This is a genomic window from Tunturibacter psychrotolerans (assembly GCF_040359615.1).
GTDB lineage: Bacteria > Acidobacteriota > Terriglobia > Terriglobales > Acidobacteriaceae > Edaphobacter > Edaphobacter psychrotolerans.
This window is the reverse complement of the sequence record NZ_CP132942.1, coordinates 4,097,197-4,112,674: the sequence shown is the minus strand read 5'-3', so window position 1 is coordinate 4,112,674 and position 15,478 is coordinate 4,097,197. Positions and strand designations below refer to the sequence as shown.

At 57.2% G+C, this 15,478-nt stretch carries 10 protein-coding genes; 2 read left to right on the top strand and 8 right to left on the bottom strand.

Translation table 11 applies throughout. The annotated features are described in order from the left end of the window. Positions 1 to 11: 11 nt before the first annotated feature. From RBB77_RS17285 to mtnA, 3 genes are all read right to left on the bottom strand, one after another. A complete protein-coding gene (locus RBB77_RS17285; RefSeq protein WP_353062983.1) occupies positions 12 to 383 on the bottom strand; it encodes an ion channel in 372 nt (123 codons plus the stop codon). A gap of 210 nt (positions 384 to 593) precedes the next feature. Next, the gene (locus RBB77_RS17280; RefSeq protein WP_353062982.1) at positions 594 to 2,540 is read right to left on the bottom strand and encodes a VWA domain-containing protein; all 1,947 of its coding nucleotides are present in this window, start codon (positions 2,538 to 2,540) and stop codon (positions 594 to 596) included. Between the two features lie 91 nt (positions 2,541 to 2,631). Further along, positions 2,632 to 3,699, bottom strand: coding sequence for an S-methyl-5-thioribose-1-phosphate isomerase (gene mtnA / locus RBB77_RS17275; protein ID WP_353062981.1), 1,068 nt, complete (start codon positions 3,697 to 3,699; stop codon positions 2,632 to 2,634). A gap of 363 nt (positions 3,700 to 4,062) precedes the next feature. Between mtnA and RBB77_RS17270 the strand changes: the two genes are divergently transcribed. After that, positions 4,063 to 4,398, top strand: coding sequence for a hypothetical protein (locus tag RBB77_RS17270; protein ID WP_353062980.1), 336 nt, complete (start codon positions 4,063 to 4,065; stop codon positions 4,396 to 4,398). 32 nt (positions 4,399 to 4,430) lie between these two features. Continuing rightward, positions 4,431 to 5,891 (top strand): RNB domain-containing ribonuclease, encoded by a 1,461-nt coding sequence (locus tag RBB77_RS17265; protein ID WP_353062979.1) that lies wholly within the window; start codon positions 4,431 to 4,433, stop codon positions 5,889 to 5,891. A 42-nt stretch (positions 5,892 to 5,933) separates the two neighbouring features. Here RBB77_RS17265 and RBB77_RS17260 read toward each other — a convergent pair whose 3' ends face one another. From RBB77_RS17260 to RBB77_RS17240, 5 genes are all read right to left on the bottom strand, one after another. Continuing rightward, positions 5,934 to 6,602 (bottom strand): class II aldolase/adducin family protein, encoded by a 669-nt coding sequence (locus RBB77_RS17260; RefSeq protein WP_353062978.1) that lies wholly within the window; start codon positions 6,600 to 6,602, stop codon positions 5,934 to 5,936. A 61-nt stretch (positions 6,603 to 6,663) separates the two neighbouring features. Further along, positions 6,664 to 7,689: a radical SAM protein gene (locus tag RBB77_RS17255; RefSeq protein WP_353062977.1), complete on the bottom strand. Its 1,026-nt coding sequence runs from the start codon at positions 7,687 to 7,689 to the stop codon at positions 6,664 to 6,666. A gap of 679 nt (positions 7,690 to 8,368) precedes the next feature. Further along, positions 8,369 to 9,892 carry a GH39 family glycosyl hydrolase gene (locus RBB77_RS17250; RefSeq protein ID WP_353062976.1) on the bottom strand — a complete coding sequence of 508 codons (1,524 nt, stop codon included), beginning with the start codon at positions 9,890 to 9,892 and terminating at the stop codon, positions 8,369 to 8,371. Between the two features lie 133 nt (positions 9,893 to 10,025). After that, positions 10,026 to 11,603: a GH39 family glycosyl hydrolase gene (locus tag RBB77_RS17245; RefSeq protein WP_353062975.1), complete on the bottom strand. Its 1,578-nt coding sequence runs from the start codon at positions 11,601 to 11,603 to the stop codon at positions 10,026 to 10,028. A 325-nt stretch (positions 11,604 to 11,928) separates the two neighbouring features. Next, on the bottom strand, positions 11,929 to 15,420 hold the full coding sequence (locus tag RBB77_RS17240) for a TonB-dependent receptor (RefSeq protein WP_353062974.1): 3,492 nt from the start codon (positions 15,418 to 15,420) through the stop codon (positions 11,929 to 11,931). Between the last annotated feature and the right edge of the window lie 58 nt (positions 15,421 to 15,478).

Genomic DNA, 15,478 nt, shown 5'->3' with positions numbered 1-15,478 from the left:
CGGGGCATCGCTCAATCTTTGAGATCCACAAACCTGGCAAGAATTAACCGTGTGGCGACAGCAAAGATCATCGCAGTGGAAACACCGAACATAAGTGCTCCATCGGCTGCTTCCAACGGCCCGAGCAACTTCCATGCTGGGCTCATAATCAGATCGCCGTAACCCAGGGTTGTGTAGTTGACCGCTGAGTGGTAGTAAGCCATTCCAAAATCTTGAAATTCACCGCAGCGTAGGAGCAAGACTGCCCAGAAGGCGATCTCAATCAGGTGTGCAGTGAACGCGATTGAAATCGTCAGCACCATGATTGCAAGATCGACGCGGAACGCCAGGCCCGCGCGACCGAGTCTTCTTTCACGGCGAAAGAAGGTTACCGTCGCGCCCATAGCCAACGAGTGGATTAAGATCGTACATAAGACGGCGCCAGTGCCAACTGCCAACGGAATCAGTATCACGACTCGATGGGCTTGCATCATCCTTCTGTGACTGCATCTTATCAGCCGCAGTCAGGGGTGCGTAGCCACTCCGTTCGCACGGCTGCCCGTTTGGGCTGCCTGAGTCCATTGATTGCGGCAAAGCGATTTGTGAAAGGTGAGCTATTTCTGGATGGGGTGCGGTGTGGCCGATTCCGTGAGTGCGGAGGCAGTGATGGGGGATAGCTTTTTTACGGAGTCGACGGGGACTTCGACGGCTCCGATGTGGTTGGTAGCGAGGTCGTGAAGACCTATGCGGAGGAAGTAGGCGCCTTTGAGGGGAACACTGATCTCCTCGTGGTAGGGGATACCTGTGTGGAGGATTTGACGATAGACAGTGGGTGAGTAGGTGGCGCGGACTGGGTTGCTTACAACGTTGATGAGGTTGTCGTTCTGATCGTAGACGTAGGTGAGGAACTGGAGAAGGGCGTGGTAGTTGCCGTCGGGGGCGCGCTGGATGTTGATAGAGGAGGGGTCAGCGGCGATGTCGATGGCATAGCGGCGGTACGGGCCCTTTGTGTCGGAGGAGGGATTGAGGGTGTTGTCTTTGGCTAACTCAGTTTCTGGTTCGGTGCCGGCGGGAAGGACTCGGGCTTTAAGGGTGATCTCGGTGGGATTGGGAGCGCCATGCATCATGGCGACGCGCATGGGGTCGGTGCGGGGAGCTGCCGTGGCGGAGTCTTTTCTGGTTTTGTTGGTGAGGTGTGTGACTATGGGCACGTTGGGGTCGTTAGCGTAGTAGCCTCGGCGGTAGGCGAGGGTGACGCCTGATTGCTGGAGTTTGACCTGGATTTTGCGGAAGTTGCCGTTCCAGTTTGTGTCGGTGGGGGAGTAGGTGAGGGTGTAGTAGTGCGAGCCGGCAGCGACGGCTTTGCTGACCGCGCCGACTAGATCGTTGTTGTTGATGAATGCGTAGCCTCCGCTGTCTTCGGCCATGCGAATCATAGTGAGATTTTCGCTGCCGTTCTCCAGATGAAATTTGATCTGGTCGGAGGCGAAACGTTTGTCGGCACCGATTTGTAGGACGTCATCCTGATAGATCGCTGTGGACTGAGAGACGTCCATGTTTGGAGAGGTCATGGCTCCGCGCACGTCGATGGGATAGACGGCGACTTGTGCTCGCGTGAGGAGATTGGTCGTTTCGCGATACTCGTCCTCGGAGCTTGCAACTGCCATGAACGGATCGTCGACGGTGCTGTCAGGCAGGATGTCGAGTGGGAAAGAACCTGAGAACCAGATGAGATTTTTTCTGCCGGGGATTCCTTCAAGGTAGCGGGCGAGCTGATTGATGGCGTCGAGGGTGTATTTGGCGCGTAGCTGTAGCTGAAAGGAGTTTTGTTGAGACTCAAATTGTTGTATGTCCTGAATGATCCGTTGCTGGAAGCCACCAGGGGTGCCAAGGGGAGCGTCACTTGAAGCGTTGGCTCCCTGGATAATGGCTGCGAAGCCGACCGCCTGATCGGAGAGCAGTGTGGAGTTGCCGCCTGAGACCCGGTCGATGAGCGGTGAGTTTTTGATGTTCTTGTTGTTGATGGCGGCCTTCAGGAGCTCTGGATCTGAGGTGAAGCTTTGCAGCAGCAGGAGCTTGGTGGTGAGTCCGAAGATGGCCATGGGGGCGCCGGGTTTTGCAGTCTTCAGGTACTTGTGGAATTGGTCGTGAAGATAAATCTGGTCGAGGACCGGCGTGTTGAGAGTGTCTACAAGCAAAACGTTGACTGCGCCACCCGTGGGAACCGGGGTGTAGTTGGAGAAGATGCCGGGAGGAAATGCCGGTATGGGTGGAAGGCCCGGTTTGGCGGTGGGGGCTGTGTGCTCTTCGAAGGATTTGATCTGCTGCTGCTTGCCGCCCTCAAGGAGAGCGAAGGCGCTGGCCTTTAGATTGAGAATCGGGTTCTGGCTTTTGTCAGTGACGACCACGTCTACAACGACGAGCTGAGTACCTGCGCGAAGGGTCGTTACTTCGGACTTTGCGGGTTGAGGAGTTTGTGCTGGCTGAGGGGCTTGTGCGAAGGATGGCGGGAGGAGAGTTGCCAGGAAGAAGAAAAACAACAGGGAAGTATTGCTCAGCATGGGGCCCTCCGGTTGTGCCAACTTAGTTGAACACAACCGGATGAGACTTGCCAGAAAAGATCTGTCGGCTAAGTTGAAGGAGGAAAGGCGGCTAGACCGTTGTGAGCTCGGACTCGGTCTGGGTGGCCATGGCCTTGATGGATTGGTTGTAGGGAGCGGTGAGGACGCCACGCTCGGTGATGATGGCGGTGACGTACTTGGCCGGGGTGACGTCGAAGGCGGGGTTTTCTATGGCTACTCCGTGCGGGGTCATCTGCTTGCCGTTGGAGTGAGTGACCTCAGTAGCTGCGCGCTGTTCGATGGGGATGAGATCGCCGTGTGCAGTGGCGAGGTCGAGGGTGGACCAGGGGGCGGCGACGTAGAAGGGGATGTTGTGTTCTTTGGCGAGGATGGCTACGCCGTAGGTGCCGATCTTGTTGGCGACGTCGCCGTTGGCGGCGATGCGGTCGGCTCCGACGATGACGGCCTGGATGCGGCCCTGTCGCATGAGGGAGGCGGCCATGTTGTCGCAGAGTACGGTGGTGGGGATATTGTCCTTCATGAGCTCCCAGGCGGTGAGGCGGGCACCCTGGAGGAAGGGACGGGTTTCGTCGGCGAAGACGTCGATCTTGTGGCCGCGCTCGATGGCGGCACGAATGACGCCGAGGGCTGAGCCATAGCCGCACGTGGCGAGGGCGCCGGCGTTGCAATGGGTGAGGACGGTGCCTTCTTTGGGGAGGAGCGATGCGCCGTGGGCGCCCATCTGCTTGCAGGCGGCGATGTCTTCGTCGTACATGCGGCGTGCCTTGGCGACGACGGAGGCTTTGATCTCTGGGATGGTGGTATCTTTGGCGACGAGCTCGACGTAGAGACTGCGGATCTCTTCGATGCCCCAGAAGAGGTTGACGGCGGTGGGGCGGGTCTCAGCGAGGGTCTTTGCGATGAGGGCGACCTCTTCGGTGAGGACAGGGAGGGTGGTCGCGGTGCTGCGGTCGATGCCGATGGCCATGCCCATGGCGGCCGAGACGCCGATGGCGGGGGCTCCGCGGACGATCATGTCGCGGATGACGGTTGCGACCTGTTTGTAGTCGGTGGCGAGGACGTAGGTCTCCTCGAGGGGGAGTTTGGTCTGGTCGAGGAAGTTAACGCCGGTAGGGAGCCATTCGAGTGTGGGAATCATGTCCCTTCTAGTTTAGACGACTTGGGTCTGCAATGGGGCGGATGTGTGGGCCGTGGGCAGCTCGTGGGGCATAGAAGCGCTGGCAGCAGCAAGTGCAGCGAACGGGGCGCAGGGCGAGGAGATTGAAGAACCGATCCCTAATGCCGCGACGGTGTGAGCGGTGGAGGGATTCCGTGTTGCAGTGGGGGCAGGATCTTCCGTCGGCGAACATCGGTTTTGAGAACATGAGGGCTCTATCGGCGACGTCGTCTCGATTATTAGGCGCGTGAAATTGTTTCTCGCAATTTGAGGCTTTTTGCGCCGGTTCTCGTCCAGAATGGGAATAGGGATTCGATCGGATTTGTGATTGTTGCGGAGGTATTTGTGAAGAAAGATGCGCTGACCAATGCTCTTCTGGGCGTGATTGCGATAGCGTTGATTGTGATTGCTGCGAGACCGTATGTGTCGCCTGCACCCGTTGCGGCTGACTCGTCCCCGGCTCATGCGTTCTACATTGAGCCGGGGGTGCAGAATCTGCGGTATCCGGATGGTACGGGGCAGGTCTACGGGAAGGTCGTCGTCGATCTGCGGAGTGGGAAGATCTGGGGCTTTCCGACTGGGACTGTGGATCCTTATCCGTCGTATCCGCTGGATAGCAAGCCGTCGGTTTCGAAGCCTTTTGCGCTCGGGCGTTATGCGTTTGAAGACACGGAGAAATAAGAGTTATTAGTCGCGTGGTAGGCTTCCCTTGCATGTCTACCCTTACTTTTGACCTGGTTGCTGCCGCCGCTGCTGAGATGGTTCGCGAAGGCTTTCATACGGAGTTTCCTGACGGCAGCGAGGCGCAGGTGGCGGCGATTCGCGCGGCTGAGGGAGCGAAGCCTGATGCGGAGGTACGTGATCTGCGCGGGTTGCTGTGGTCTTCGATCGATAACGATACATCGCGGGATCTGGATCAGATCGAAGTGGCTGAGAGTGTGGGCGATGGCGTACGCGTGAGGGTGGGAGTCGCGGATGTGTCGGGATCGGTGGGGAAGGATACTCCGCTCGATCGGCATGCTGCGGACCAGACGCAGACGGTGTACACAGCAGTGAGAAACTTTTCGATGCTGCCGACGGAGCTTTCGACGGATTTGACTTCGTTGAATGAAGAGGAAGACCGGGCGGCGATGGTGGTTGAGTTTGTGGTTGATGTTGAGGGAAAGGTGCAGGCAACGAGCATCTACAAGGCAGAGGTGCGGAACAGGGCACAGCTTGCGTACAGCCATGTGGGGCCATGGCTGGAAGGGAAGGCGGGGCCGGATGCGAAGGTGGCTGCTTCTACGGAGTTGCAGGGGCAGCTGCGACTGCAGGATGAGGCGGCGGTGAAGCTGCGGGCGCAGCGGGTGAAGATGGGGGCGCTGGAGTTCAACCGTGTGGAGGCTGATCCGGTGGTGGTGGATGGGAAGGTGCAGTCGATCGGTACGGCGTTTCATAACCGGGCGAGCGATTTGATTGAAGAGTTGATGATTGCTGCGAATGAGACAATGGCCCGGACGCTGCGGGCGGCGAAGCGGTCGTCAATTCGCAGGGTGGTGAAGTCGCCGGAGCGATGGGCACGGATTGTGGAGTTGGTCGGGCGGTATGGGACTGTGCTGCCGGCTCAGCCTGACTCTGGTGCGCTGAATGCGTTTTTGCAGGCGCAGCGTCAGGTGGATGCGGTGCATTATCCGGACCTGTCGCTGGCCATTATTAAGCTGATGGGGCCGGGCGAGTATGTGCTGGCTCGGGGCGATGAGGAAGAGCAGCAGGGACACTTCGGACTGGCGGCGCAGGATTATTCGCACTCGACGGCGCCGAACCGGCGGTTTGTTGATTTAGTGACGCAACGGGTGGTGAAGGCGATGTTGAGTGGGGAGGCTGCTCCCTATAGTGACGAGGAGCTTGAGACGATTGCGAAGCATTGCAACGAACGAGAATCTGCTGCGCGCAAGGTGGAGCGGGCGATGTTGAAGCGAGTGGCCGCGGTGGCGCTGGCGGGGAGCGTGGGGAAGAGCTTCCATGGCGTGATCACCGGGGCGAATGATAAGGGGACCTATGTGCGGGTGTTCGATCCGCCGGTGGAGGGGAAGGTGGTGCGGGGAGAGCAGGGGCTAGATGTGGGGGATACGGTCGAGGTGACGCTGCTGCATACCGACCCGCAACATGCGTTTATCGACTTTGCGCATGGGTGAGTCTGGACCGAAAGTTGCTTTCGCCTTGATGGGATTTGGTTGCTAGGTTGCGTTGCGAATGTACTTTTGTTTTGCTCGAAAGAGATCTTCGAGTTGGGTATCGTTGAGGGTTTGCGAGGAGCCCAGTTGGTGAGCGACGAGGCGTATGTGGGCGAGGTGTTCGACGGTCTCCATCTTGAGGAAGGCGTCGAGAAGGGTGGGACCATAGGCTACTGCGCCGTGATTGGCCATGAGGATGGCGGTGTGATGGGGGATGAAGGGCCTTAGGCTGGCTGCGACCTCGTCGGTTCCGGTGGTGGCGTACTGGGCCAGGGGGACCGAGCCGAGGGTCATGACGGCTTCCTGGCATAGCATCTCGTCGAGGGCGCGGCCGGCACAGGCGAAGGCGGTCGCGATAGGAGGATGGGAGTGGACGACGGCCTCCACGTCGGCTCTCATCTGGTAGACGGCGAGGTGCATGCTGAGTTCGCTGGTGACCTTTCTTGAACCTGCGAGCTGCCTCCCCTCAAGGTCAACGATGACCATGTCGGCCGCGCGCATGAGGTACTTGCTCATGCCGGTGGGCGTGACCAGCAGGCGCTCCTGATCGAGCCGGACAGAGAGGTTTCCCGAGGTCCCGGGCATAAAGCCGAGTCGAGAGAGCCATCTTCCGAACTGGACGAGTTCACGCCTTAGTTCAACTTCTGGTCGGCCGATACATTCTTCGATCATCGTTCCTCTTTCGTTGCCATGAAGTGTAATCCCATTACGGTTTTCAAAGTGCATGTTTTCCTCACAGGATTTCGAATGGAGATGGTTTTATTTGGATGATCGGAATGGAAGGCGCGGGAGTCTGCAGATTTTTCCAGGCTCTGCCGATTTTGGCGGAGGCCAGGAAGATGTGACCGGCGGTGAGCGAGCCAATAACGCGGTGGTGGCCGACCGCAGCCAGTCCCATGGAGGCGATGCAGCCACACTGTTCGCAGTCTGGGTTGCCGCCAAACTGGCAGGGTGTGATCTTGGTTGAGAGATCCGCAGAGACGGTCATAGTTGTTCGAGCGAAGATACACTCTTCAGGGCTCTTTGGTGGAGAGGAGATTTCATTTATTACAATTTCCGGCATATCGAGGACCGGATACTTCTTTCGAAGCTTGTGCAATTCGACGATGGTTGCGGCTCGTTGTGCTGGGCTGAGAATTTCGGGATCGGTGGCACCCCGCTGCGGAGTGAATAAGCTAAACCAGACCTTCACCACGGCGGGCTGGCTGCTCCAAAACTGGAGGAACTGGTCGAGGTATCCGTGGCGATCGGCGATCTGCGCGGTGACGGTGCAGTGGACGGTGATTCTGGTGTCCTGGATATTTTTGAGGATGCGCTCGTAGGTGGCGGGTTTGCGGCGTTCGTCGTGCTCTGGTTGAAGACCATCGATGGATACGACGATGTTGAGCTTTCGGAATCGCTTCCATTCGGGAGGGATGACGCGGAAGGCGCTGGTGACGATCTGGGTGTGGATGCCTCGGGCTTCGATCTGCGGCAGGAGGAGTTCGAGCTCTCGATAGCGGACCAGCGGGTCGCCGCCGACGAGCGAGACGTGCAAGGGCTTTTCTTTGTCCAGGAGATCAAGTACACGCTGGACGAGCTGGTCTCCCTTAAAGTCAGAGAGGTCGCGTAGCCGGGTACCTCCGTTGAGGTGCGCGGCGTCGAAAGCGTAACAACCGGGGCAGCGCAAAGGGCATTCTTTGGTAATTTCTATGGACAATGACGGGGCCCGACCGACGAGAATTCTGGCCCATGCTTGGATGACTTCCGATTTCTTCATTGCTTCTCCATGATCGACTGAACGGGGAGTAGGTCAGTTTCGATAAGAGCCGTAGTGACTCAAAAAAGAGACGAGCGCACGAAGACTTATCAGATTTGGAGGGGGAGGTTGGCGATGAGAAGAGAGGTTTCAGGAAGCAGACAGGATCGCATCGCCGCGATCAAATGGGACACTAATGTCGAGGCTGGCTCGACTGGTTTAAAGAGGGAAGACAGCGCGTGTCGAAGCGAGAGCAGAAGGCTAAGAACTTCTCTGCGCTGATGTGAGAGCAGGAGGATGAGACAGAAGATCGCGGCAAGAGCCAGAAGGCCGAACTCGCAGTCCTGTCCCCCGCGGAGAAACTTGTCAAAGCTCCAGAGGTACTCCGTTATAGGCATAACGGCAACAAGAATTGCAGTGAGAAATATGAGGACTCGACCTAGCAGAACGCAGGTTTGAGACGCAGGGGAGTATGTTCTTTCAACGGGCCCGTTCGTGATGGGTGTTAGTTTCAAGAACCCTCTCGTCTGCTGCGATTCTACCTTGATCCTTTGAAATAGGGTTAGCAGTAGAGAAGCGATTCTGCCATAACCTGACTACTTCTTTGCTGTTCTGCTTTATGATGCATAAATTTGGGTTGATTCTTCTGTCATCAGAAACTTTTTACTTCTTATCGACAAATTCCAAACCTCTCAGCTTTTCAATGCTTTGAGTTTTCGATCTGGATCAGGACCAGGGCATTCTGAGTGAGATTAATGTGGAGTGTTCCGTTGCGAAGCGCGGTCTGGTCTGGAGCGGGGAGTGCAGTCTCCCGATTTAGTTGCTCGGCCTGTGCGGGAGTCGGGTTTTTGGGCTTGCCCATGGAGGCCCATTGTGGCAGTACATTTCCGTGGGTGTCGTCGACTCGTTGAATCTCTACCTTCGCGTCTTGTGGGACACCGGTCAGGTGAAGGTCTAGTTCATGAGATGCTCCGTGCTTATCGGGATCTACCAGATTCCAGGCGGCGATAGCGAGGTTTGCGTTGGCCATTCTGGTGACGAGGACATTGTTGGAGGAGTTGGCAAGGCGTTGATCGCCAAGTTGGTGTAGTAGGCCGTAGGCGTAGTAGCTGGGTTTGTTGATGCCATCGAAGGCGCGGAGACCGAAGTCTCCGCGGAAAGGAGTGCTGGTGGGACCGCCTTCTTCGAAGACGTCGGAGAAGGTCCAGAAGGAGAGCATGTTTACGTTGCCGTCGCACTCACGTACGGTATTGGCCAGCGCCGGGCCGACGTAGATGGTGTCGCGTGCTTCCATCATGCCGGGAACGTTCCACTCGGTCCAGAAGAGTGGGAGATGACGCATGGGGGAGTGGTTGATTTCGTCGCGGACTTTTGCGACTGCTCGGCCTACGCGGTCGTCCATGGCGATGTCTTCGTTAGTGCCGAACATGTTGTGGACTGTGTCGTCGGCGTAGCCATGGGTTGAGACGAAGTCGACCGGGACGTGGTTTTCGGCGGTGTGCTGGAGGAACTCCGGGACCCACTGGGCGGCGGCTGTTGATGGGCCGCCGACTCTGAGTCGAGGGCTGACGGATTTGAGCGCGCGTGCGGTGTGATCGTAGAGATCGAAGTAGGACTCCTGTCGAGGGATGCCATTCCAGAAGTCGATGTTGGGTTCATTCCATACTTCGAAGTACCACTGGGCGACTTCGTCGATGCCGTAGCGGTCAACCAGGTGTTGAGCGAAGTGTTGGATGAGGTCGTCCCATCGCTCCATGCTCTTTGGTGGCGAGACGTTCTGTTTGTACCAGAATGGGTGAAGCGCGTCGGGGTTGAAGGCCAGCTTCTTGGGCATGAAGCTGATTTCGACGAAGGGGCGGACGCCGTTTTTGAGCAGGCCGTCGTAGATGGAATCGACGTAGGCGAAGTTGTAGACGGGGTTGCCGTGCTCATCCTCGTTGTAGACGCCGACCTCGTCGTGCAGGATTGCGTGGAAACGAACGTAGCGGAAGTCGGCTACTTTTTTTACGGCGCGCAGGTCTTCACGATAGGCTTCGCGCAGCGTGAGGATGGCGCGTCCGGAGCCGAACATCTGCTCCCAGAAGTGCGGGAACGGAGTTGTGGCTGCGTGGGCGTCGATGGTGACGACTTCGCTGGTGGCTGGCTGAGATTGAGAGAAGGATGGGCAGGTAATACAGAAGAGAATCAGAGATAGCAAAAGAAATCGGCTTCGGCGGCTAGTCATTGTGACCTCGTTCTGAACAGCGGGGAGGGCCAGGGTGAATTTTGTATCGAAAGGCTTGGGTTGAGGAAGGATGGCCGGCACGGGTTCACTGAAATGGTTAGCGCCTTGTCGGCCTTCGTTTGGAGGCGGCGTTTTATTTGACTACGAGAAGAGCGAGGCCGTGTGCTGGCACGGTGATTTGCAGATGGCCGTCGGAAAGCCGGAGTTTTTCTGCAGGTGCCATAGCACCGGCGGCTCTTAATGTTTTTATCTGATCCTGTGTGAGGCTTTCACGTGGTCGGCCCATAGCATCAAATGCTTTTACGGAGTTTCCGTGGTCGTCATCTACTCGGAAGACTTCGACGGTTGCTTTTGACGGAACGCCTGTGAAGGTTACCTGGAAGGTTTTGTCCGGTCCCTTGTTTGCGGGGGGTGGGGTGTAGGCGGCACCGATGCCGAATGGTGGCGCGTAGTTCCAGAGTGCAACTTCCACTGCACCGTCGCTGGATTTAGTGGCGAGGGCGTCGTCGTTATCGAGCTTGATCCTGCGGTCTCCGAGGCGATGTAGCATTGCAAATGCGTTGAGTGACGGCTTTGGAATACTGTCTGCCGCGAGTAGGCCAAAGCCGCCGTAGAATGGCGTCCGCACGACTCCTTGTTCTTCAAAGACGTCGGAGAATGTCCAGTAGCTCATCGACTCTGTGAGGCCGTCGCATTGGCGGATGTTGTTGGCCAGCCATGGTCCCATGAAGGTCGTGTCCGTTACGTCGGGCTCGTTCGAATAGCTGGCGTTGTACTCACTGAAGATTAGCGGCATTTTGGGATAAGGCGACGCGGCGATCTCGTCGTGAACTTTTTTTACGGCGCGATAGACCATGGCGTCACGTGGGATTTGTTCGTCGGTGTGAAAGACGTCTTTGGCTGTGTCGTTCGCATAGACGTGGGTGGAGGCGAAGTCGACCGGGATGGTGTGTTCTTTGCAGTGCTGGAGGAAGTCTGCGACGTAGCCGGCCTGAGCTGTCGATGGGCCACCGACGCGAATTCGCTGGTTTACTTTTTTGAGCGCGAGTGCCGTGTGATCGTAGAGTTCGTAGTAGGTGGGCATGTTGGGACGGCCACCCCAGAAGTCGAGGTTCGGCTCGTTCCATACTTCAAAGTTCCAGGTTGCGACTTCATCGATGCCGTAGCGGTCTATAAGGTGCTGGGCGAAGGCTACGATCATTGCATCCCAAAGAGCGTAGTCCTTGGGTGGCGATACGACCGGTTTGTAGAAGAACGACTGTGTCTGGTTCGGATCGGCTGCCATCTTGCGAGGCATGAAGCTGAGTTCGACGAAGGGACGAACACCGTTCGCGAGAAGTCCATCGTAGATCTGGTCGATGTAGGAGAAGTTGTAGATGCCGGCGCCTTGGACTTTTTCGGGAGGGAGGCCGGGGTTTTGTGTGGTTGCGTCTGGGTCGTAGAGGCCGACTTCGTCGAGAAAGATTCCGTGGAAGCGGACGGCGCGGAGGTCGGTTACATTCTTGACGGTGCGGAGATCATCGCGGTAGCTCTGGCGCAGAGAGAGGATGGCGCGGCCAGAACCGAAGGTCTGTTCCCAGAAGTGGGGGAAGGGAGTTGTTTCGGCATGGGCGTCGATGCGAACCTGCGCTGTTGTTTGGGCGTGGAGAGGTGTGCTGCTGAAAAGGCTGAGGCTAAGTGCCGCCAGGAGGAGTGCGCGGGTTCGAATCATGGAAAACCCCTTAGGTGTTGCAGCTTGTGGTGATTTGGTGGTTACACCATGGTTTTCTGGTGGTGAAACGTGGTGAATTGACATCGCTTCTTGTGGTGCGGAGGCAGTACTGGCGCGGGTTTTCGAGTTTTGGGCGGTAAAAAAATATGGCCGTAAAATGTGCACCATAAATGAGGCAGCGGCTTTTTTCTGAAGGGCAGAAGCGCACCGGTCTTCGATCTGGATGGTGCAAGATTGGTTTGCGTGCGACGTAGTCATTGACAGCGTATACGAGAGAGGATGCTTCCGGAGAAGCATCCTCTTTCGAGTGAGAGCAGGCAGCGAGTTAGAAGCTGAAACGCGCCTGCATATTGACGATGCGACCGGAGAGGCCGTTCTGAGCCTGCCCGAAGTTTGGAAGTTGGAAGTTGGTGACCAGGGAGCTGGGGGTCAGGTTGATGTTGTTGAAGAGATTGAAGGTGTCGATTCGAAACTCGATGTTGGCGTCTTCTCCGATGATGCGTGCTTTTGGAAGACCGAAGGACTTGGCGAGGGTCGCATCGACATCCTTATATCCGGGGCCGGTGAAGGAGTTGCGGGCGACGTAGGGAAGCTGGGGCAGGGCATAGGTAGTTCCTGTGGTTGGAATGCCCGTGGTGGGTAGCGCGAAGTAAGGCTGGGTCGGGCCCGCGTTGGGGAAGTTCAAGTTCGGCTTGCCGTTCTCGAAGGCGTCGTTGCCGGTGTTGTTTCCGGCGCCTCCGTTATAGAAGGCGGGACGGAGTGTGGAATATCCGCTGGCGGCGTAGTAGAGATTGCCGCCAGGGACGTTATAGGTTGGGGTGAAGGGGAAGCCCGTGTGCAGGTTGAATATGCCGCTGAGTGACCAGCCGTCGACGACCTTCGAGAGAAAACTGTTTCCGTGAAAGAACTTCGGCTGCCAGAGTCCGTAGATTTTGAGGGCTTTGCCGTAGTTGAAGTCGGAACGGCCGTAGGCGAGGTAAGGCAGGTAGGGGTAGGGGTCCATGTAGAAGGGACTGGAGCCTGTATCCATGGTCTTTGCGTAGTTGAATTCCGCATCGAACATGAATTGATGGGACATCTGATGTTTGAAACCCACTAAGAGGGAGTTATTGTTCGAACTGCCGGTGTTGCCGTACCGGTCAACGTTTTGCACGAGGGGATTTTGCGGCTGACCGAGTGCGAATGCGTTGACATAAAGGAATGTCTGAAGGATGAGATGACGTGTCGTGCTCCCCTGGTATCCGGCCGTCACGACGAACTGGTGGCCCAGGTCTATCTGGGTATCGAGCGAGTAGTGCTGGGTGTAGATGGTGGGTTGGTCGGCCTGGAAGTCATAGAGAAAGGCTCCGCCTGCGATAGGAAGGTTTACAGAGTTGAATCCTCCAACGGCATTTGGATTCGGAGGGTATCCGAAGAGCGAGTGCGGATCGCTTGCGATGTTGTATAGGATTCGCGGGTTAATGGCGGTAGGACTGGCGCTGTTGTACTGGGCCCCGAGAATATAGGGTGGATTGTTCCCCGAGTTGCCAGAGATGGCTATCTCGGACTGGTTATAGTTCAGACCGTATCCTCCGCGAACAACAGCTTTGCCGTGGAACATGTCGGGACTAAAGGCGAAACCGAACTGCGGACCGAAGTTACCCTTCTGGGCGTTGGTAAGGTTGCCTCCCTGACGAACCGTGAGGCCTGAGTAGGTGCTGGCCCCGGTGCCAAGGACAACCACCCCGATGTTGTTCTGCTTTGATGAAAATGGTCCGAAGTAGGAGTAACGAAGTCCGAAGTTTAAGGTGAGATTGGGTTTCACCTTCCAGTCGTCCTGAATGAAGAAGCCATAGAGGTCTTCGCGAGTATCCTGACGGTTGGTGGTGGGAATGCCTGTGGCGGGGTCGAAGTTGCCAGCTTCGCTGTGGGGAGCGTCGTTGAGAAAGTCCCAGATGTTGTAGAAGTTATAGAGCGGACGAGCGGAGTAGGTGGGATTGTTGAGGTAATAGAGCCGTGTTATCTCGCCCCCGAACTTGACGGTGTGATTGCCGAGGATCTTTGTGGCTATGTCTTTGTAGGTATATGTGTGTTGATTGAGGTCGGAGGGCCCGCCTGCTCCGAAGGTGCCGAGGCTGATGCTACCGAGATTGTCGATGATCCCGGTGGGCAAGCCGAAGGGCGCCTGTGGGTTTGAACTTACCTCATTAAATCGATAGCCCGCGTCGTTGGCTCGCGCTTCGTTAAGGAATGTCGGCGAGAAGATGTGATTCCAGACGAGAGAATATGCTTCATTGATCTGGTCGTGGTTGAAGAGGTTATAGGTGCGAACGGATCCATTGAGATTGGTCATCGACAGGGGGACCCAGTAGATTGCAAACGCGATGTGATCTTTCTTCGTGACGTTTGCATCGAGGCGGCCGTTGTATTGGCTTGCGGTGCGTATTGTCGGATTGATGGTGTTGAAGAATGCGATGTCGGCTACGTCGCTGAGACCGCCACCGAAGCCGGGATTTGTTGTGCTCTGCCAGGTGAGGTCCTGGGTGCCAAGTGGTTGGTTGAGCGGTGAGCCGATATTGAGTCCTTGTCCGGGGATGGTGCGGCAGTTCATACCCTCGGTGAGGCCAGCGTCGGTGCATGTCTGATTGATCATCGACGACGCAACTACGGAAGAACCCGGGAAGGTAAGGTATGTCTTGGCGATGCTGTTTGCGGGAGCGAGGGCTTGAAAGGCAGAGGTTTCATACCAGCCTGTGCCCGGCTGAGAGGTGTTGTCGCGTTGCGTTTCGTAAGCGAAAAAAGCGAAGAGCTTGTCTTTCAGAATAGGGCCTCCGATGCTACCGCCGATCTGGTTCGCGCGCTCGCTATCTCGCAGGAGACCACGCTCGGAGGGGGTGCCGGGGTTGAATGTGCCCGAACCGTTGTAGCGTTGATAGGCGTTGAGGCCGGGACGGCTGGCTCGGAAGAAGAAGCTGCCATGAAACTGGTTGCTGCCGGTCTTTGAGGTGAGTTGAATCTGCGCGCCGCTGAAGCGGCCGTCCTCCGCGTCGTATCCGTTCGAGATGACTTTAAGGCTGCCCACGGAGTCTTCGGTTGGAGTGATGACTGATGTTCCGCCCCAGACCGCGCTGACTGTGCTGATGCCATCGATGTTGATGCCGTTGGTCGAGGTCTGACCGCCGTTGGCGTTGGCCTGTGGACCGTTCTCGGTTTGGAAGATACCGGCAGCGCGGCTGGCTCCTCCAGGACCTGCGGTGCCGGGAAGCTGGTTACCGTTGCTTGAGTTGGAGGACTGCGATCCGTCCCCGAAGACCCCGGGCGCGAGTTGTACGAGTTGGAAGACGTCGCGACCAGAGGAGGGCAGGTGCTGGATTTGATTGCTGCTGACGGTACCGTTGATGGAGGCAGTCTCGGTGTCGAGCGCGGGAAGGGCGTCGCCGGAGACGGTGACGCTGGTGGTCGCCTCGCCGAGTTCTAAGGTTACGTTGACTGAGTTGGGCTGCTCAGGAATGATGTGGAGGTCCTGGATGACCTGTTGCTTGAAGCCCTTTGCGGTTACGGTGAGGTTGTAGTGGTCGGGTGGGAGCGCGTTGAAGTTATAGACGCCGCTGTCGTTGGAGACTGCGGTGATGGGGTGGTTGGTGTCGGTGTCGGTGAGGGTGAGCGTAGCGCCGGGGATGACGGCGCCGGAAGAGTCGGCGACGGTTCCCTGGATTGACGCGCGGAATTGTGCGTGAGCGGAGACTGCGCACAGGCTGAAGATGATGGCGACGAATGCCGGGCCCAGGACGTAGCGCAGGGACCTCGTGATGTTGCTGACGCGAAAGTGTTGCATCATGCCTCCTGATTGGGGAAACGTTTGGGAGATGCTCCACCGTCGAGGTGCTTGCCTGAGA